Genomic DNA, 20,222 nt, shown 5'->3' with positions numbered 1-20,222 from the left:
GATTCGGTCAGGGGGAGAGTATCTACTGTGTATTACGGCGTAGCATATTATCCGGAGATGAGAAAGGCAGCTCAGATCGAGCGAGACCTGCAGCTGCTCGCCGACGCGGGAATGAACATCATTCGGATCGGCGAGTTCACCTGGTCCGAGATGGAGCCGGAGGAAGGCGTGTATCGGTTCGAATGGCTGGAGGACGTTATCGGCAGAGCGGGGCAGCTCGGCATCCATACGGTGCTCTGCACGCCTACGGCAACGCCTCCCGCCTGGCTCTGCGAGCGTCATCCAGGCATGATGTACGTGGACAATGACGGGCGGGTGCGGCCTTTCGGCGGTCGGAGACATTATTGCTATAACAATCCGCTTTACCGCGATTATTCGTATGGTATCGCGAAGCGGATGGCGGCGCAATTTCGCGACAATCCGCACGTTATCGGCTATCAGATCGACAACGAAATGGGCCAGGAAGGGACGGGACGCTGCCGCTGCGGCGTCTGCAAGAGCTTGTTCCACGCCTGGCTGGAACGCAAGTATGGAACGATTGAGGAGCTGAACGACCGATGGGGGACCGTATTCTGGGGGCAGCGGTACAATGCCTTCCGGCAGATTAACCTGCCGGTCGCGACGATTGAGACGAATACGATTAAGCCGATCGATTCGTATTTTGACAATCCGTCGCTGCGGCTTGATTTTGAACGGTTCTGCAGCGAGTCCAACATTGCCTATCAGCTGGTTCAGGCAGAGGCGCTTCGCGAGCATGGCGGCAAGCACCAGATCGTGACGACGAACGGCACCGGCTGCGGTACGAACAGTATCGATTACTTCGATAACTTCCGAGAGCTGGATCGGTATGGCGTCGATGCTTATCCAAACCTGCGGGGGGAGGAGCTGTATGGGGCTTCGTTCGAGTGGGCGCTGGGCCGCAATATGGAGACGAAGTCTGAGCCTGGACGATTCTGGGTGCTGGAGCTGGCTTGCGGCGGCGGCCACGCCCTGTGGGGGCACGAGGGCAGGCTGCAGCCGTATCCGGGCGCGATCAAGCAGCTTGCGATCCATGCTTTTGCCGGAGGTGCGGAGCTGGTCACACACTTCCAATACATTCAATTCCCGTATGGAGCCGAGCAGCTGAACCATTCGATCCTCGATGCGGACGGGGTGCCCCGCAGGCGGTACCGGGAGGTGCAGGAGGCGGCTTCGGACCTGAACCAGCTAGCCGGACTGCTGCGGGAGACGGAAATTCGCTGCGATACGGCGATACTGTTCGATTACGATTCCTTGTGGGCGCTCAAAATCAAGCCCGTGCACAAGCAGTTCTCTTGGATCTCTCATGCCCAGATATGGTATGAGCAGCTGACGCAGCTAGGGATCGGCACAGATGTCATCACGGCTAAAGCGGACATCAGCCGTTATCGGCTCATTGTGGTACCTTCGTTATTCCTGATGGACGATGACTTGCGGCAGAAGCTGAAGGATTATACGGCAAGCGGGGGCATCGTTGTCGCCACCTTCCTGACCTCCGTCAAGAACAAAGACAATGTCGCTTTCCAGGAGACGCTGCCTGCCGGGATGACGGACTTGTTCGGTGTGCATGTCACGGAGTGGGAGCCGGTCTTCGAGCATTCCGTGTCGCTTATTGAGCTGGAGCAAGAGAAGCAGCGATGGGAGGGCATGAGCCGGTATTGGACGGAATGCCTGGAAGTCCAAGGGGCTGAGCTTGTCGGGCGCTATGCGGACACGTTCCGGCAAGGGGAAGGCGTTGTCAGCCGGCGCGCTTTCGGTCAGGGCACGGCCTATTATATAGGCACAATGCTTGAGCCAGCGACGATGAAGCAGCTGCTGACTCGCATAGCGGTGCAAGCCGGGGTAAAGTCAGCGCCATTCTCGCTGCCACTCGGGGCGGAAGCCATACAACGGGAGGGAGCAGGTTATACGGCGTGGTTTGTATTCAATGCAACAACGGAACGGATGACCCTAAAGCTGGATGCACCTTATGAGAATGTCCTTCAGCAAACCCGAGTGCAGGATCAGCTGATTTTGCCGCCCAAAGGGTATGCCGTCCTGAAGACGACAAGATGACTTGTTGCAAGGGTGGAGCAGTTCGAGGGACTGCTTCGCCCTTGATTTCTTCTAAGCTGCAAATGCAGCGGAATCAAATCCAGAGTGCGGACCCTCCGCCTCTTTGAGTCTATCCTTCATACAGAATTGCGAGGGCGTTTATCCAGGCATAGATACATTTCTAGCTAAAGGAAGGTGTAATGATGTTAATGAAGTCCAAGCGCAAGTGGAAAGGCCCCAAGTTGTGGTTTTTATGTGCGGTGATGCTGGTGGGATTGCCGTTAGCTTCCCAGGCGGACAAAGCGATGGCTGCGGCGACGGAGCTGTATGCGTCGCCTTCAGGCACGGGAACGGTTTGCAGTTCAGCTGCGCCATGTTCTCTGACAGGTGCCAGAGATCAGGCGCGTCTCTTGACAGCAGGAATGACGGGCAACGTCATTGTGAATTTGTCCGGCGGCACCTACTATCTCGGGAGTACCTTTACTCTCGGAACGCAGGATTCCGGGACGAACGGATATGCCGTCATTTACAGGAAGAAGCCCGGAGAAACGAATGAGCCCATCATCAGCGGGGGGCAGGAGATTCCTGGCAGCTCTTGGGTAGTTCATGATTCTGCCCAAAATATATACAAAGCCAATGTAGGCAGCTTGAACTTCCGCCAATTATACGTCGCGGACTCCCGTGCAATCCGCGCGCGTCAGCCGAACCTTACCAACGAGAATACAGGCGGTCCGTATTATTCGGCGGTAACTTCTGTCAGTCCTTTCAAGGTCAATGTTTCCGAGATTGGCACTTGGGCCGAATCGGGTCACGTTGAGTTTGTATGGAATGCCCATTGGAGGCATAAACGCCTAATCATTAGTGATTTCACCGTAAGCGGTACGCAAGCGGAGCTATCTATGGTTGCTCCTCCTCCGATGGAGCTGAACTCAGGCATCATAAACAATAACCCGCAGGATCCGACCTACTATTATTTCGAAAATGCATTGGAGCTGTTGGACGCTCCAGGCGAGTGGTTCCTGGATAAGTCCACGGCAAATAATCATATGCTGTATTACAAGCCTCGTACAGGCGAGTCCATGGCCAGCGTAAAAGTAATTGCGCCCAAGGTTCAGACGTTAGTCAGTATTCAAGGAACGGACAGCGCGACTCCTGCCCATCATATTCAGTTGAAAGGCATCACCTTCGCTCACAGCAACTGGACGCATCCGAGTTTGTACGGCTATCTTCAGACACAAGCCGGTCTGCCGAAGACGACATCGGAGGGACAAATTGTGCCGGGCGCGATCTTTATGATGCATACCAGCCATATTCGCTTTGAACAAAATACCGTTCATTCGACCGGCGCCATCGGGATGCTGATGAAGGGCGCATTGCAATTCAACCAGATCGTGAGCAACACATTCAGAGATATTGCCGCAGGGGGCATCTACAGCTACTCTCAAGACAGCAGCTATGACCTGATCTCGAACAATCTCGTCGAGAAGGTCGGACGCGACTACAAGGACGGCGTGGGTATCCTGGCTACCAAGCCGGATCATATGTCCATTGAATTCAATGAGGTCCGCACGATGCCTTATACGGGGATCAACCTAGGCTGGCAATGGGACGACACGGAGACCGGAACCGATGACAACACAGTTCAATACAACAAAATCTACGATGTAATGCAGCTTCTCGATGACGGTGGCGGGATTTACACACTGGGACGCACGAACAATACCACATTCCATCATAACTATATTTATAACCTCACAGCTTCATCTTACTTGTCCGCAACCAAACCTTATCCGATCGCTGGCATATATCTCGATGGCGGCAGCGCATACAAGACGGTCCAAGAAAATGTTCTTGATAATACAACAGTGGCCTTCTTCGCCAACAACCCCCCAAACCATGACAATTTGATTCAAAATAACTACCACAACGTCCCCCAAGGCACCATCTTAAACACAAACCAAGTCATCAACAATACGCTGGTTAGCGGGAGTAATTGGCCGCCCACCGCAGCGGACATCATCTCGAAGGCAGGGCGCATGACGAATCAAACGCTAGCTTATACCGCTGTCAGCGCATCCTCCTCGAGCAGCGGTTATTCCCCAAACCTTGCGGTCAACGACAGCACGGACGAACCGGGGTGGAAGCCGAACCTTTCCGTCACCGGCAACCCGTGGTGGCAGATCGATTTGGGCACGGCAGCTCGGATCAAGAAAATCGAGATTGTATCCCGGCTTGGCACCGCCAACGATCCGGTCATACGAAGAAACTTTCAAATTTGGGCTTCCAATAACGCAGCGATGTCGAACGGTTATGTTGTGCTCGCTACGGTAGATAGCAATGGATTTCCGCACCAGACGACTTGGTCCAGGATTATTACTGACCAAGCGTCATACAGGTACGTCGCGATTGTCAAGACGGGGCAGGAAGACTTTTATTTGAATGAGGTTAGAATTTATAGATAGGTTAATAACGGCAGTAGCTGGGTGGCACCAGCTTCTGCCGTTATTGTGCTCCCTCACGGACCAGCGGTTCGGCCTTCTCTTTTGTCCTGTTCCAGACCGTAACTCGATGACCATTTTGAAGCAGTACCCGAGCGAGCGTCGCGCCCATTGGTCCCACCCCTATAAATGATATATCACTCATCTTGTTTCCTCCTTGTGCCATTGTATACTTCATCAACTATGGACATGGCAAAAAATCGTTGGGTTTTACGAAAAGCATGGATTTAAAATGTGGTTCGTACAAATGTACCGATAAGCGATACGCAATTACGCTAGGGAGCAGTTCACCGCGCGGCGACTACTCCCTGATCGCGTTAAAGCTAAAGGGGCAGTTATGCTCGAGTATGACCACTAGCAATGATTGATTTTTAGTAAAAAAAGATATTTAAGCAAAGCATAGAAGCGTAAATATTGACCATTTTTGAGTGGGGTTGAGTGGATACAACGTAATCATATCGGGATTTTCAATATGTATGTGATTTTTTGATAAACCAGGCCAGGGAGCCGTTACAACGTCGTACGGATATCGGTTCACTGTTTAAGTAACAGGAAAATCCTTAAAAATTAAAAAAAACCTGAATTCTGGTATTACAAAGCGGGAGAACGCGCTCTGGCTGGCATTGGATTTACCTTGGATAAAGATCAATACCTCCGCGACATGACCCGGGCATTGGGGACTTGGTCCCAAGCTAGATCGGCAAGTATTGAGGAACAGACTATCAGCAAGCAACGTGAGGTCCGCAACGTCTATTATCAGGAATATCTAAGAACAGAAGGCATAGAGATTGAAGGCGTAGTTGAAACTCTAGCCGAACTGTCAAAGTACGTCCATGGCCATTGTTACGACTGCAAAACGTGCTGATTTTCAACTTATTCATGAAAACCGCCAGATTAGACAATTCATGGAATTCGTCCTTGTTCGAGAAGACTACGAGCGCACCAAGCCGCACCCTGAACCATACTTGATCGGCCTAAAGCGCTCGGAGCTACCAAAGAAGAGACCCTGGTTGTAGAGAATTCAAACAGAGGGTTGAACTCAGCCGTTGCGGCTGGTATCGACTGTGCAATTGTCCATAACGACTTTACAAAAACACATGACTTCTCACAGGCCAGCTATCGAATCAAGAGTCTGATTGATCTAAAGGACATTATTCTGAATGAAACCTGAGAGAGCATTCGCCAGCGTGTCCATACTTGACTGGATTAAGCTATCTGGGAACGATAGAGGAATATCCAGGGAGCAGACCTCTGCGGCAGCTGCTCCCTGGTGTCGTTGAAGAATCGGGAGTTTAACACAATGATTTTGATTGAATATATATACGGAAATATGTATAATAATACATACATTTAATGGTAAGGAGTGGAAAAGTGAAATATAAAATATTTGTGGATGGTCAAGAAGGGACAACAGGGATAAAAATACATGATTACTTATCTAAGATTTCTAACATAGAAGTAATCAAAATTGAGTCGGAAAAGCGAAAAGATTACGAAGCCCGTAAGGATTTAATAAACGAAGCCGATGTCGTATTCCTTTGTCTTCCTGATGCTGCTTCAAGGGATGCTGTATGTATGGTAAGTAATAATAAGACCAAAATAATAGATGCTAGTACGGCATTTAGGACCAACCAGGATTGGACATATGGATTACCAGAATTACATAAAAATCAAAGAAATAAAATCCAAAGTTCATCTAGAGTATCTGTCCCAGGATGCCATGCCACAGGGTTTATTTTAGCTATACATCCTTTGGTAGCAGAAGGAATTATACCGAAGGATTACCCGATAACTTGTTATGCGCTTACTGGATATAGTGGTGGAGGCAAGAAACTTATATCTGAATATCAGAACTCAAATAGAGAACAGCTTTTCGCACCAAGACATTATGCACTTAACCTTAACCATAAGCATCTTCCAGAAATGCAACTTTATTCTGGGTTAAACTCGGCACCACTTTTCACTCCAATAGTCGGAAACTATTATCAGGGTGATGCAGTCAGTATTCCTCTCTTACCTAGAATGTTTATAAAAAAAATGACGGCAAAAGATATTCAAGAATTGCTTGCCTCTTATTATAAAGATGAACGTTTTGTTCGAGTTGCCCCATTTGACTCTGAGGCATATCTTGAAGATGGTTACTTTAATCTCACGCTATGCAATAATACAAATTATTTGGATATATTTGTGTTTGGTCATAAAGACCAAGTATTACTTGTTTCAAGATTTGATAATTTGGGAAAAGGTGCCTCGGGGGCAGCCATTCAGAATATGAACATTATGCTTGGGTTTGACGAAGGTGTAGGACTGGAGTAAGAGAAATTGTTATTCGTTAAACTATTGGGGAACGATATCGCAATAAATCACATCAAGAGGAGGCTGCTGGCTATCGGCAGCCTCCATTACGTTAATGGTGATACTTTAAGATCATGCGAGGTGAACCGTATCACAAATAAGGCGAAATTGTATTGAAACTACATTGCGAAACTATTTGAGTGTCTACCCTTATTAAGCGATACTCAACTTTAATTGCTTCGCTGACAGTAGATGTCAGTGAAGTTGTTTTATAATGATGACAATCATTGATTACCGATTGATAGTTGGTATCACTTGATGAATCGTACAATAGGGAGAACTTGTAAATGAAGAATACGGTATATCTTTATGTGTTTGACACAATGGCAGACTGGGAAATAGGTTACTTAACTGCCGAACTGAACTCGGGAAGATATTATAAAAAGGGGTTGGGCCCATCCCAAATAGTCACCGTTGGAATGGAAAAGACTCCTGTAACTACAATGGGCGGATTGAAAATACTGCCTGACATTAAACTGGATGAGTGCAGCATTGAAAGCACAGATGCATTGATTTTACCCGGTGGAGATACATGGATAGAAGCCATTCACCAACCCATCTTAAAAATCGCTCAGAGGTGTTTAAAGGAAGGTATATTGGTTGCAGCGATTTGTGGTGCAACAATGGGACTTGCCCAGGCAGGATTGCTGAATTCTCGCCCGCATACAAGCAATGATCTGGAATACCTTAAAATGATCTGTCCCACTTACACAGGTAAAGAGTATTACAAAATGGAGTCTGTTGTAACTGATGGAAAATTGATCACTGCATCTGGAATAGCTCCGTTGGAATTTTCTGTACACGTCTTGAAAGCTCTGGGCGTGTTATCTTCACAAACATTAGATGCCTGGTATAGTCTTAATAAGTCTCAAGAACCCAAACATTTCTATGAGTTGATGAATTCAATCCAGTAAGGGTATAAGCATAGGATTGAGGATTTGTAAGAAGTAGACAGTAGAATTATAGAGCCGCATTCACCTGAGTGTAATATCTATTTTTCACATAAATACGCATAGCAGTTTCATTTTCCCGAGAAAAAGAGGGTGCTTCAGATAGCGAAATGGGATAACATGCTCTCGATGCTTTGGATACTTAGAACCGGAAGGAAACTCACCGCCACGCAGATCGCGGACAGTTTGGAGATTAGCGTTCGCACCGTGTACAGATATATCGACGCATTATGCGCCAGTGGTGTGCCGGTCATCGCGGAATCGGGCCATGACGGTGGCATTCGTATTCTGGAAAGCTTCAAGGAGACGCCATTGTTCTTCAACTCCGTAGAGGTGAAGGCGCTTGTGGATGCGTTTAAATTTGCGCAAGGCGCTGGTTATCCTTATACAGAGGAGCTGGAAAGCGCGCTGAAGAAGGTAGAGAATGGGCTGCACGAAGAGCAGCGCCACGATCTGTCCCGTCGGTCGAATGGCTTGGATGTGATTTCTCCGTCGCGTCTACCTTCCGTCGTTCCGTTGTTACGTGACCTAGAGCAGGCGGCGAAGGACGGGTTAACGGTTCGCATCACCTATCGCAAAGCGAATGCGGAGCAGGACGACGGACGAGAAGTTGATCCGTACGGGCTGGCTTACGACCGAAACGAATGGTACGTTGTCGCGTTCTGCCATCGGTCACAGGCGGTGCGGACGTTCCGCGTGGACCGCATCGCGCGGCTGGAGCGGACTGAAGCATGGTTCGAAAAGCCGGAGCGTTTCTCCGCGTCCGTCTATTTCAGTGACCAGTCCGAACGGGAACGGGAGGCAGACGGACCAATGACGGTCATCCGCATCGAGGGAGAGCCCGACACGCTGAACGCGGTTTGCCGCCACTGGCATATGCGCCACTATTTGACGGAACGAACCGATCGGGAGGTGCGGTTTCTGCTCGACGTCCCGACGATGAACAAGTACCTTCCGATGTATCTAATGACGTTCGGCACAGCCATTCACATTCGGGAGCCGCTGGAGCTGAGGCGTCAGATCCAGGAGTTGGCTTATGGAATCGCCAAACATTACGACGAAGATTCCGATTGAACTTCACTGACTAAGTTAACGGAAGTAGCGCCTGTCCGCGTATTCCTCGAAAAGGATGCGAATCGGTAATTCTTTAATGTTGAGCCGCAGCAGCTTGTTTACCATACTTCTAATGAAGAGTGCGTGGTGCATCTGCATAATGACCCCCTGGTAAGAATGAGGCGCAACACATGATAATTCATTATGATGGTAACTTACTCACGGTTACGTTATCGGTAACTTATCGCGGAGCTAAAGGGCGGCATTCCTGTATTAAAAGGAATAGCAAAAGAGAATCCGTAAAACATAAAGTCGGTTCCGACGGGATCCCTACTTACGTGCCGATCCGCCGACTGTTGCTATTTCTTCATCTGCAATGCCCTTAAAATAACTGCTGCAGCCTCGGCGCGCGTGGCATTCGCTCGGGGCTTCACCGAACCGTCTTCATAGCCGGCGATCAGTCCTTTTGCTGCAGCGGCGGCAAGAGGTGTCTTGGCCCAATCGGATATACTGGAGCTGTCCGAGAAATGCACACTCACCGGTTCCGCCGAATCGATCTGAGCTGCGCGAATGACTATGGCCGCCATTTGCTCCCGGGTGATCCAATCTTCGGGAGCGAACGCCATCTCGCTGTAACCGTCCACTATGCCGAGTGCCGAAGCCGTCGAAATCGCAGGCTGCGCCCAATGCGCTTGCGTATCGGCAAAGCTCTTGCCATTCTGCGCCTCGAAGCCAGAGGCTTTTACGATGAGGGTAACGAATTCCGCCCTTGTGATCCGTTCATTGGGTTTAAAGGTATGGTCTGGATAGCCGGTTATCGCGCCCATCTTGACCAGTTGAAGCACTGCGGGCTCCGCCCAATGGCCTTGGATATCGGATAAATTCACAGCAGGGTCCGGGCTTTGTACCGTTTGTGCTGCGGGTTCCTTGGAAGCAAAAACTGCATATTTCGTAAAATGCGTCACCGTGCCCGTTACAGTCGAAGCGGATTCATCCACCTTTAGATCGTTCAGTCTGACCCAGCTGCGGGTCTGTTCGTTTAACCCATATATGCCGACTTTTGACTTATCTGAACCCGCTTTGCTCTTATCATAAGGCAATGTGATGGTGACGGGTTTGCTGAATTCTCCTTCTCGATCTTTTTTCATCTCATAAACGTCGCTGATCTTGACTAGCGATTCATCGTAAGGCAGGCTTGCCGTTTCGCCGAGCTTGTCGATGGTAAACTGAATGCTGCCGTCCAAAGCCCCTGCCGGTACAACGATCGTGACCCCGTTCAGTGTCAACGTACCACCGGCAGTCCCGGAAATCGAACTCATATTGGTCAAAACACCGCCGCTTCCCCGATGTCCGCTGCTGTCCGGAGCGGTATTTGGGGTATAGCTGACGAATTGCGTAAAGTGCTTCGTCCAGATCACTAGGTCGCTTCCGACGGTCAGCAGCGCATCTCCACCGGCAGCAATTTCACGGTTTGCCGCGACTTGCGTATCTGCCGATATCGAACGTGTGATCGGCGTAAATATGCCGTCACGTACAAAACCTGCCGATTTTCCCCCTTGATTCGGGAGAAGCAGCCGCACCGCATGATCGAAGGTCAGCGGTAAGTCCGGAGATCCAACTTCAACGACGGTGCTCGCTTGGCCGCCCCTTACAGATACGCTGCCGCTGCGCAGCGCTTCCGGCAATAAGATCGTTCCATCCCATCCGGTGGGACCGGTGACTTGCGTACCCTCCGGAATCGTCATCTGGATATGGCCGAGTGTTGTAACGACCAGCACATCGATCAGCGGAAGCACCGCTGTTTTGTTCGAGCCTGCCGCAGAGACCACGGATGCAATCTTAGCATTCGTAACTCCTGCAGGTACGTGAATGGATACCGGCTCAGCGGGATCCACTTGCAGCCGCGCCGAGGAATCCGCTGTTTGTAATGCGGCCTTCTTTATGAGGATACGGTAAGATTTCGTCGTTGTGCCGTCCTGCGCCGTCACATCCACTGGAATTGCCGTATTGCCCGTGGAAAGCTCAATTTGCTTCGATGACGCTGCTGCCGCATTGATCTTGACGCTTGCGTGCGCCTCTTCGGGAACGGCCGTTACCGTAATGGCATCGACACTATGGCCGACTTGAACGGTATATTCAAGTGTCGTCCCGTTGAAATCCAGCGTACCCGTGCTTACCGTCAGCGTTTGGAGGTTTGCGTTCGAACTCATGTCCGGAACCGCGGCTCCTACGTTAAACATCTTCGTTTCCACTGTACCCGCTCCGCCCACAAACGCCGTATACGAGCCGTCTTGCAGCGCGTACGGTCCGAATGAGTAGCTGCCGCCGGCTTGAGCCTGCACTTCGTCAGCTACCACCGTACGGCTGTAGGGATCCGCCAATCGAAGCGTGACCGTTCGACCGGCATAGGAGCCGTTTTCTCCGTCGATCGTGACCTGATTGCCGCTGACGATTGCCGTAACGGACCGGCCATCCGATGCAAAAACGTGCACAGGAAGAAGGAGAACCGCAAGCACGACAGCCATCAAGTATCCTACGCATGTATGTTTCAAACAGGTCGCCCCCCTCTCTTAGCCTTTATGGCGTTACGATAATTGCTTTTGTTTGCTGAACCGCTTGGGACACCTGATGCTGCAGGTCGTCCCAAACCATAACTTTGACGGTGTAATTTTTGGCAGCCGGCAGATTGAATTGCGCCGACGCCTCCTGACTGTCCTGAATCTTGCCCTTGATCGCTACCATTTGCAGCGGAGCCGTACCGTCCATCAATTGGAAAATGATCGTGACCGGTACATTTACAGACGCCTGTAAAGGATGAATCGCCGCCGTTACCGTCGCCGAAAGGCCGGTAGCGGTCACTTGCGGTTCATCGATGCGATAGTTGGGGAGATCGGCCGCCACGACGATTTGGCTGATAGCCGCATCCGTATAACCCGCTGCCTCTATCGTAATGGTATGGGTGCCGATGCCAAGTACACCTGCGCGAATCGTTATTTTCCCCTCGGCTACTGTATAGTCGCTGCCGGAAAGATCTGCAGACCCGTCTTTCACTGCGGTGATGGCGTTTCGCCACGCCTCGTTATCGGCGAACGTTAGCTCAATCGCGGATGCGGTATCGTTGGCGGTGCTGTCGGCTGTCAGTGCCGGTGCAGCTTGCAACGCTGCCTCTTCCCTATGGACGATAAGGACGTAGGTCTGTTTATGCACCTGATCCTGAGCCGTCACCACAATCGGGATGACCGTGACGCCGACGTCAAGCGGGATCGGCTGCGCAGCTTCTGCGCCTGTCAGATTCCCTATCGACGTAACGACAGCTCCCGCGTCCTGGGCGGCAGGTGTCACCGTCAGGCTCGTTGTCGCATTAGGCACATTCACGTTATAAATGCTGTTTTCCGGAGTAAACGCAGGCGATAACGTTCCTGCGCTTGTTACTATCCGATTCAGAAGTGCATTGCCGGAAGGGGCCGCTCTCTCGACTACAACGACATAGGACTTTTGAGTGACGCCGTCTGCTGCAGTGGCCACAACGGGGATAATGTTGGTCCCTACGGTCAGCTGAACCGGGATGCCTGCACTTTGCCCGTCGTACACGACATTCGCCACTGTTACGGTATTGCCCGGGGCGGGCGCAGGTGTTATGGCGATAGACGATACGCCGTTAGCAACCTTTAGCGAATATGCCGCCGTATCCGGTGAAAAGCCCGGCGATAGCGCTCCCTGATTCACCAGCAGCTGATCCAGCTTCGCTTGATTGGATAGCGGCGCTCGGTTAACCGTCAGCAAATACGTCCTTTCTGTCAGCCCGTCCGCTGCAACGACGCGAATCGGGATGACCGTGGAGCCGACCGCGAGCCGGATCGTTCGCGAGGCCCCGCTCGGCTGGCTCGTGCCTGCAATGGACATGGAGGCGCCGGTGTCCGCCACCGCTGCCGCAACGTCGATGCTGGAGACGGAATTCGCCACGTCGACGGTATAGTTTCTGGTCTCCGGCAAAAATGCTATATTCCCGCTGCTTACGGATAGTCCGCTCAAAGCCGCGTTGCTTGATGGACCCGCGCGGTTTACGATGAGCGAATAGGTTTCGGCCTTATTGCCGTCCTCGGCCGTCACAACGATCGGGACCACCGAAATGCCGGCCGGGGGCTGAATCGTTACAGCGGCCTTGTCGGCGGCCGCCTCCCCGTTCACGGTTATGGTCGCCTGTGGGCTCGATAAAGTCGGCGTTACTGTTAAGGCGGTATCGCTATGATTAAGCGATATCGTATAAGCATGCACATCGGACGCAAAGCCTGGGCTCAGCGTGCCCGGACTTACGGTCAAGCCTGCGAGAGAAGCATCGCTCGTTTTGCCGGAGACGAACAACACATACGTTTTTTGCACCGTTCCGTCCGCCGACGTTACGGAAACGGGAATGAGATTCGAACCCGGAGCCAGATCGACCGCTATCGTCTGTCCGCTGGTCGCAGGCTGGCCGTTCACCGAGATGGAAGCATTCGCGACGGCTGCGGTCGGCGTAATGCTAATGGAGCTGAGCGGCTGGCCGGCGGTCACCGTGTAGCCTGTCTTTTCCGGGGAAAAGACAGGGCTCAGCGTCCCGGAACCCACCGTTAGACCGGCAAGATCCGCATTCATGGAGTCGGACGGCGGTCTATAAACGGTTATCGTGCGCTTCGGATAGGTAAAGCCCTTCTGGGAAGGGTCCAATTCTATGCGGGTATTGCCGTTCCCCAAGGGGAATGAGACGCTGGATTGGCCGCTGGTCAAGCTGACCGAATCAACCAATTTATTGTTATTGGGGTCATACACGCTCATTTTGAGGCTTGCGGACGACGGAGCAAAGACGGCTGTCAGTGAAAGGCTTGTATCTGCACTCGTTACCGAGACGTTGTAGTCGTACGTATCGGCCGCTACGCTGGGAGATACCGCTTTGGCGCCTCCGCTGTAGTTCACTTTCAGCTCCTGAATGTCCACTCTCAGTATCCTGCCGTAGAAATGTCCGATGCTTCCTACCAGGATGACATTCTTGGCGGCCGCAACCGAATAAAACGGATTGGACGAAATTTCCGTTTTTGTCCAACTCACGCTGTCGGTAGATGTAAGGATCACGGATTTGTAGTCGGGTGCTCTCCCTACGGCCACAAATTGACCTTCGCCATAGGTCACGGAATACAATCCATTGGGATTGTAAACGCCTGTCCAATGAATCCCGTCCGTCGAAGTCAGAATGGCGCCATTATACGATAGGTCATATCCTACCGCCACGTAATATCCGTTGCTGTACGTCACGCCGGCCATATAGGAGGGGTAGTAGCCGATGGTTTGACTATCCACTGTCGTCCAAGTAATGCCGTCGGTAGAAGTAAGAATGGTACCCGATTTCCCCACAGCGATAAATTGACCGTTGCCGTAAGTAACGCCGTACAAATCGTTCACGCTGCCCGAAACGGATAACGACCAATTGGTACCGTCCGTCGAAGTCGCGATTTTACCGTCCCAGCCTACGGCAACGAAGCGCTGATTGCCGTAAGCGACACCATTGAAAGAATCGGTTTCCGAAGCCAGTTCATTAGCGACGACATTGTAGGTAATTCCATCGGTCGATGCCATGATGATGCCGCCAGCGCCCCCGTAGCTGGCACCGACAGTGACATAGACGCCGTTCCCATAAGCCACTCCTTTTAAATCTGCCTGTGGAGATGAAGGAGATCGGGACCACGTGTATCCGTCCGAGGAAGTTCCAATATACGCTAAACTTACGGCGACAAATCGGTTGCCGTCGTAAATAACACTCGACAATCCATCGGCGCCGGAAACCCTTATATAATCCCAATCCGACGCCGCCGCCTGTACAGGCCTCGGCAATACGCCAAACACGGAAACCAGAATTATCATGACTGCCAACGCGCCCGAAAGGATCCGATTTTTTTTGCTCTCCATATCAACCTTCCTTATCTCGATATATTGTTGTGCTGCTCCTACCTGCCCTTATGGAAGTATAGTTCAAAGCAACCCTCCGCACATATACCAAAAGGTATAGAGGTTCGTTTTTTTTTGATACAAATAAAAGGGATAAGGATACAATTGTCGAATTTGACCTGTAGGACTTTCAGTGAATTTGAGGCATCAGGGGAGTGTAAGCTAGTTGATATCATCGGAACGATTTTATGGCAGAGAAGACGAACTTGAGGTTTTGAAAACCGCATTTCATTGGGCTTCTCTCGGGTCTACGGAATTAGTCTTGATCTCCGGTCAGCCGGGCATCGGCAAGTCCTCTCTCGTACAAGAGGCTTTTAAGCCGTCCGTGATCGGTAAATGCTATTTCGCCTCAGGGAAGTTCGATCAATATCAGGCCGGGGTTCCCTATGAGCCTTTTATAAAATGCTTTCAAACCATCATCAAGCAGCTGCTGACCGAACCGGAGCCCCAATTTCAAAATTGGACGAAGCGGGTCAAAGAGGCCGTTGGACCGAACGGAGCCTTGATCGCGGATGTCATTCCCGAAGCGGCTTTGCTGCTGGGGGAGTCCCCTCCGAGTGAGGGGCTTTCTTCCAAAGAAGCCCGTCAACGATTTGAAAGGGTATTTCACCGCTTCGTTCAAGTTTTTACCCGCGTGGATCATCCTCTTGTCTTGTTTTTCGACGACATGCAGTGGGCGGACGATGCTTCGCTGAGCCTCTTGCATTCCTTGATGGATGATCCGGAAAGTCAGCATTTGCTTGTCATCGCGGCATACCGGGAACCGGAGCATGGCCGTCATCCATTTGAACATGGGCTGCCGGGAGATTCGCCGGGATATTCGGTCCGCCGGCTCGAGCTCAGGCCTCTCGAATTCGAACAAATACGGGACATGCTTGCGGATTCGCTAGAGTGCCGACAAGACGAAGTCGTTCATGCGGCCCATACGCTAGCCGTCAAATCCGCCGGCAATCCGTTTTATGTGAAGCAGCTTTTCCGTACGGCTTGCGACGAACGATATATCGCTTTGAATTCCTCAACCGGAAGGTGGGAATGGGATTTGAAGCGCTTAAATGGTCTTCCGGAATTCGACGGGCAAATCGGCAACCTGGCCGCCCGGATTAACAAGCTTCCGCCTCCCTCTAGGGAGCTGTCGGTCATCTGTGCTTGTCTCGGCAGCAAATTTACAGATCGCTTATTAAGTGCCGTTAGCGGATATAACGAAGCAGATCTGGTCTCGAATTTGGCGCCCGCTATCCGGGAAGGGCTGCTGCTGACGGAAAACACGGATGGGGCCGTCACTCATTACCGCTTTACTCACGACCGAATTCAACAAGCGGCTTATTCCATGCTGGACGATCGGCGTCTTAAGGAAATCCACTTGACAGCGGGCCGCTTTCTGCTTCTGCAGGAAGCGGCTGCAGCCGGCAGGGAGCAGGCGCTGTTCGACATCGTCAACCATTTCAACCAAGCACTGGAGCTCTTATCCGCAGAAGACCGGGAGCTGGCGGCCCGATTGAATGAGGAGGCAGGCAGGAAAGCGATGCAATCCTCTGCCTATCAGGCGGCGCTGCAGTACTTCACAACGGCCATCGGGTGTTTGCCTGACCATGATTGGGAACGAGACCGTGAATTTATGTTCCAGCTCTATTTAAAGTGCTCCGAATGCGAGTTTTTGTGCGGTCATAACGAAGCTGCCGAGGCCCGGTTGAACGAAGTGCTGCGGCGGGCGCGCGATTGGACCGAGCGGGCACGGGTCTATACATTAAAAATCGAACAGTACAGCAATGCCATGAAATACACTCAAGCGATTGCACTTGGACTAACCGCACTCCGGGAGGTGGGAATCCGCATACCGGAACGGCCAAACAAACTGGTGATTTTGAAGGAAATTTTGCTCACGAAGAGGCTGCTCGCGAAACGAATGCAGGAGCTTGCTTCGCTGCCCGAGATCAGCGATCCGAAGGCCAAGGTCATGATGGAGCTGCTCGTAGCTCTCGTAGCTCCGACGTTCTTCTCCGACCGGGAAGTATTTGCGGTCATCGCTTCGAAATTTATCCGTTTGACGTACAAGTTCGGCTCTACCTCCCTGTCACCCAGCCTATATGCCGCTTTTGCCATGCTGCTCGGGACTGTTCTGGGGCAATACCAAATGGGCTACAAGCTCGGAGCCATCGCTGTTGAGTCGGCAAATCGCTCCGGCATCGCCTCGGTGATGTGCAAGGTATATGTCATGTTTTATGGCGTCATCTCCCCATGGGTGCGATATGACCGGGAGGATGAAGATAAGCTGGAGCGGGCCGTCAAACTGGGTCTGGACGCGGGCGATTACGTGTATGCCAGCTATGCGGTCGGGAGCCTGATCAATTTAGCTTATGCCCGGTGCTCCATGGATCAAATCCATGAGGTCAACCGCAAGCATCTGCAGGTGCTGGAACATACCCAAGAAGAACTCGTCTTCAAGAATGCTTTAATTTATATGGATTACGCTCAAAAAATGTCCTCTCCGGGAGAAAACGTATTTTCCATTACGGACGGACGGGCCGATGAAGCCGAGTTTCTCAAAGACATGTTGAAGGACGAAGGTAAAGCCGTCACGCTATATCAGCTTTACACGTACAAGGCGCAAATCCATTATTTATTCGGGAATTACCCGGAGGCGATTCACTTTGCGGAACTGGCCAATCCTTACGAAGCGTTTTCCGCCCATGCCCCACATCTTGCGGAGCATCATATATATGAAGCGTTATCCATCGCGGCTGCGTGGGAACAAATGACATCGCGCGAAAAAGCGTTCCGCCGGAGCAGATTGAAGCGGCTGTACCGGCAATTCCAGGCTTGGGACCGTATGGCGCCGGAAAATTTCAGGCATAAATTCCTTTTACTTCAAGCGGAGATAGCCCGATTAAAAGGATCGGATCAGGACGTGATCGACTTGTATGATCGGGCTATTGTGTTTGCCCGCGAACGAAAGTATGTCCAATTCCAAGCGGTGACGTGCGAGCTGGCGGCCAAATATCATTTGCATAGAGGCAGACTACGGATGGCTCGCAGTTATTTGGAGGAAGCCTATGAGGCGTATGGAGCTTGGGGCGCAGAGTCCAAACGGTGTAGGTTGAAGGCCGAATACCCGGAGTGGTTGCAAGAACCGGAGACTGAACAACCATGGACGGACGGCATCGATGGCCGTGAGGATGCGGACGAACTTCATGCGGGCAAGCGGAATCCGGAGCAGCGGGAGTCAGCCTTCCAAGAGATCGATTTGGCCGCCATTGTCAAAGCCTCTTTGTCGCTGTCTCAAGGGATGAATTTGGACGAAATCCGGCAGCAGCTGATGAAGATCATATTGGACGCCGCGGCAGCTGAAAAGGCCGCACTGATCGTGAAGCGGAACGGAGAACTTTGGGTAGAAGCGGTTCAGCTTGCAAGCGGCGAATGGCCGGGCGGACCAAAACCTCTTGTCGATTGCGAGGATGCGCCTGTATCCTTCGTGCAGTACGCCTCGCGGCTCGAGCGGCTCACCCAGCTGAGCGATGCCTTGCAGGACGACCTGTTTCGGAGTGATCCTTACATCGTCCGAAATCAGTGCAAGACCGTTTGCTCTATTCCGCTTTTTTTGCAGGAGCAATTCTCCGGCGTCTTGTTTCTGGAGGATAATGGGCGACAGCGCCATTTTACAGATCACTGCATAGAAACGGTCCGTATCCTTGCTTCACAAGCTCTTTTTGTTTGCAAGCTTACCGGCCCTTTCGAGGATTCATCCGTTTCGGCGAAAGTACCCGGTGGCAAACCTGGAGAGCAGACCGTCGACTCCTTGACCGAACGCGAGCTCGAAGTGTTGAACCTGATGGCTTCGGGAATGACGAATAAGGAAATCGCTTTTCAACTTGGTGTAACGGTAGGTACCGTTAAGGTACATACCCATAACTTATTCAGCAAGCTCCACGTAAACAGACGAACGAAAGCGATCGCTGAAGCCAAGAAGAAAAAAATATTGGAGTAGCACTTCGCCGTCACCGGCCTGCCGGTGGTCAACGCGATCCGTGAAAGCGAAAAATTGATTTCTCCTTTGAATTGAAGCTCAAACAGCCCCCATCTTAGGAGGGGAGAGAGAGAAATATCTGCTGTTTAAGACTTTAGCCGGCAATGCGCTGGCAGCGAGGCTGACCATGGCATGAATGGCTCTAGCGCCTGCGGATCGAGCTGACCTGTTAGCTGAGGCAGCGTGCTTCCTTCAGATCCCGCTCAATGGCAAAGAGTTCATTACAGAACTTACCTTGCTTCGCTACCAACCGGATTGTTCCTTGCCTCTGGCGGCGCCGCCTTTGAAGCCTCGTCATATTTACGCCGTGCATGTGCCCAGCAGGCGACAAGTGTCACATCGGCCACTTTGTGATACCCTGGGTAACCGTCGACATGCAGATAGCCTTTGAATCCAGCCAAAAAGTTTCGCGGATGCTCGCCTCCTCGGGTTCTCTGGTAATCGAACTCAACAGCTGGGTCTTCTCCGCGTCCGCTGCGATATAACCACAGATAGGATTTCGATTCGGCCGATTTGCCTGGCTCGTGCAGCGCTTGTAACGTGGTCTCATCAGCATGTAAGATATCTTTCTTCAGCAAGTATTCTTTCATGGCGCTAACCACTGGCGTCAGCCACTTCTCCGCTCCGTAGATCATCCAATTCGCCATCGTTTGCCGGGACAATGTGAAGCCTAGACGAGCAAAGTGCTGTTCTTGCCGATAAAGAGGTAAGCTTTCCACATATTTCTGGCACATCACATGCGCCAGAATTGACGGCGAAGCTAGGCTTCCCGGGTAGACAGGCTTTGGCATCTGTGCCGTGATGATAGGTGTATGAATGTCATTGCGCTCGCATGATCGGCACGAATAAACCTGCCTCACGTGGCGGATGACCTTGACTTGAGGCGGCACAATGGCGATCTCGCTGCGTGTCTCGGTGCTCATCTCATGGAGCGAACCGCCACAGCACGAACAGGCCTGATCCGACTCATTGAGTTCATAAGTCACCGTTTCAATCGGTAACCGATCAAAAACAACTTCACGCCTACCCGTCGTCTTCCGGCTCGTAGGTCACCTGCTCCATCTGTGGCTTTTGTCCTTCAGGTATCGCAAGCACCTCGGCTTCGTTGAACAAATTCAGTTCCAATTGGTCCGGGTTCGTCTTCTCACTGGATGCACCAAAACGTTTTTGTTTCGCAAGACGGTTCTGCTCCTCATACCACCTGAGTAAAGCAGTAAGCTCAGAAATTTGCTGTTCCTGCTTAGCAATTCGCTGATTCAGTTTTTCGATTGTTGTTAAGTTTTCCGCTCGATTTTCCATATCGTATACTTTCGGAAA

General features: G+C 51.5%; 10 protein-coding genes and 1 pseudogene. 7 read left to right on the top strand and 4 right to left on the bottom strand.

Going from position 1 to position 20,222, the window contains the following annotated elements:
- Positions 1-27 precede the first annotated feature (27 nt).
- Positions 28-2,073, top strand: a complete 2,046-nt coding sequence (locus QMO62_RS30895; RefSeq protein ID WP_284646290.1) for a beta-galactosidase — start codon at positions 28-30, stop codon at positions 2,071-2,073.
- Between the two features lie 179 nt (positions 2,074-2,252).
- Positions 2,253-4,514, top strand: a complete 2,262-nt coding sequence (locus QMO62_RS30890; RefSeq protein WP_284646289.1) for a right-handed parallel beta-helix repeat-containing protein — start codon at positions 2,253-2,255, stop codon at positions 4,512-4,514.
- Between the two features lie 40 nt (positions 4,515-4,554).
- Here QMO62_RS30890 and QMO62_RS30885 read toward each other — a convergent pair whose 3' ends face one another.
- Positions 4,555-4,695, bottom strand: coding sequence for an NAD(P)-binding domain-containing protein (locus QMO62_RS30885; protein WP_284646287.1), 141 nt, complete (start codon positions 4,693-4,695; stop codon positions 4,555-4,557).
- 688 nt (positions 4,696-5,383) lie between these two features.
- On the opposite strand from QMO62_RS30885, the gene QMO62_RS30880 reads away from it, so the two are divergent.
- From QMO62_RS30880 to QMO62_RS30865, 4 genes are all read left to right on the top strand, one after another.
- Positions 5,384-5,566, top strand: a complete 183-nt coding sequence (locus QMO62_RS30880) for an HAD hydrolase-like protein (RefSeq protein ID WP_284646286.1) — start codon at positions 5,384-5,386, stop codon at positions 5,564-5,566.
- A 355-nt stretch (positions 5,567-5,921) separates the two neighbouring features.
- A complete protein-coding gene (gene argC / locus QMO62_RS30875; protein ID WP_284646285.1) occupies positions 5,922-6,866 on the top strand; it encodes an N-acetyl-gamma-glutamyl-phosphate reductase in 945 nt (314 codons plus the stop codon).
- A gap of 326 nt (positions 6,867-7,192) precedes the next feature.
- Positions 7,193-7,819 (top strand): type 1 glutamine amidotransferase family protein, encoded by a 627-nt coding sequence (locus QMO62_RS30870; RefSeq protein WP_284646283.1) that lies wholly within the window; start codon positions 7,193-7,195, stop codon positions 7,817-7,819.
- 165 nt (positions 7,820-7,984) lie between these two features.
- Positions 7,985-8,929: a helix-turn-helix transcriptional regulator gene (locus QMO62_RS30865; RefSeq protein WP_284646282.1), complete on the top strand. Its 945-nt coding sequence runs from the start codon at positions 7,985-7,987 to the stop codon at positions 8,927-8,929.
- Positions 8,930-9,267: 338 nt separating this feature from the next.
- Here the strand turns inward: QMO62_RS30865 and QMO62_RS30860 are convergent, their stop codons facing one another.
- A complete protein-coding gene (locus QMO62_RS30860; protein WP_284646281.1) occupies positions 9,268-11,460 on the bottom strand; it encodes an S-layer homology domain-containing protein in 2,193 nt (730 codons plus the stop codon).
- Between the two features lie 25 nt (positions 11,461-11,485).
- Entirely contained in the window at positions 11,486-14,800 is a 3,315-nt protein-coding gene (locus tag QMO62_RS30855; protein WP_284646280.1) for a cadherin-like beta sandwich domain-containing protein, read from the bottom strand.
- A 250-nt stretch (positions 14,801-15,050) separates the two neighbouring features.
- Between QMO62_RS30855 and QMO62_RS30850 the strand changes: the two genes are divergently transcribed.
- The gene (locus tag QMO62_RS30850) at positions 15,051-18,866 is read left to right on the top strand and encodes an AAA family ATPase (protein WP_284646278.1); all 3,816 of its coding nucleotides are present in this window, start codon (positions 15,051-15,053) and stop codon (positions 18,864-18,866) included.
- 223 nt (positions 18,867-19,089) lie between these two features.
- Here the strand turns inward: QMO62_RS30850 and tnpC are convergent.
- Positions 19,090-20,204: pseudogene (gene tnpC, locus QMO62_RS30845) on the bottom strand (IS66 family transposase); the annotation flags it as partial.
- Between the last annotated feature and the right edge of the window lie 18 nt (positions 20,205-20,222).

The sequence above is a fragment of the Paenibacillus silviterrae genome (assembly GCF_030167925.1).
Lineage (GTDB): Bacteria > Bacillota > Bacilli > Paenibacillales > NBRC-103111 > Paenibacillus_G > Paenibacillus_G silviterrae.
This window is presented reverse-complemented; position numbering and strand designations above follow the sequence as displayed.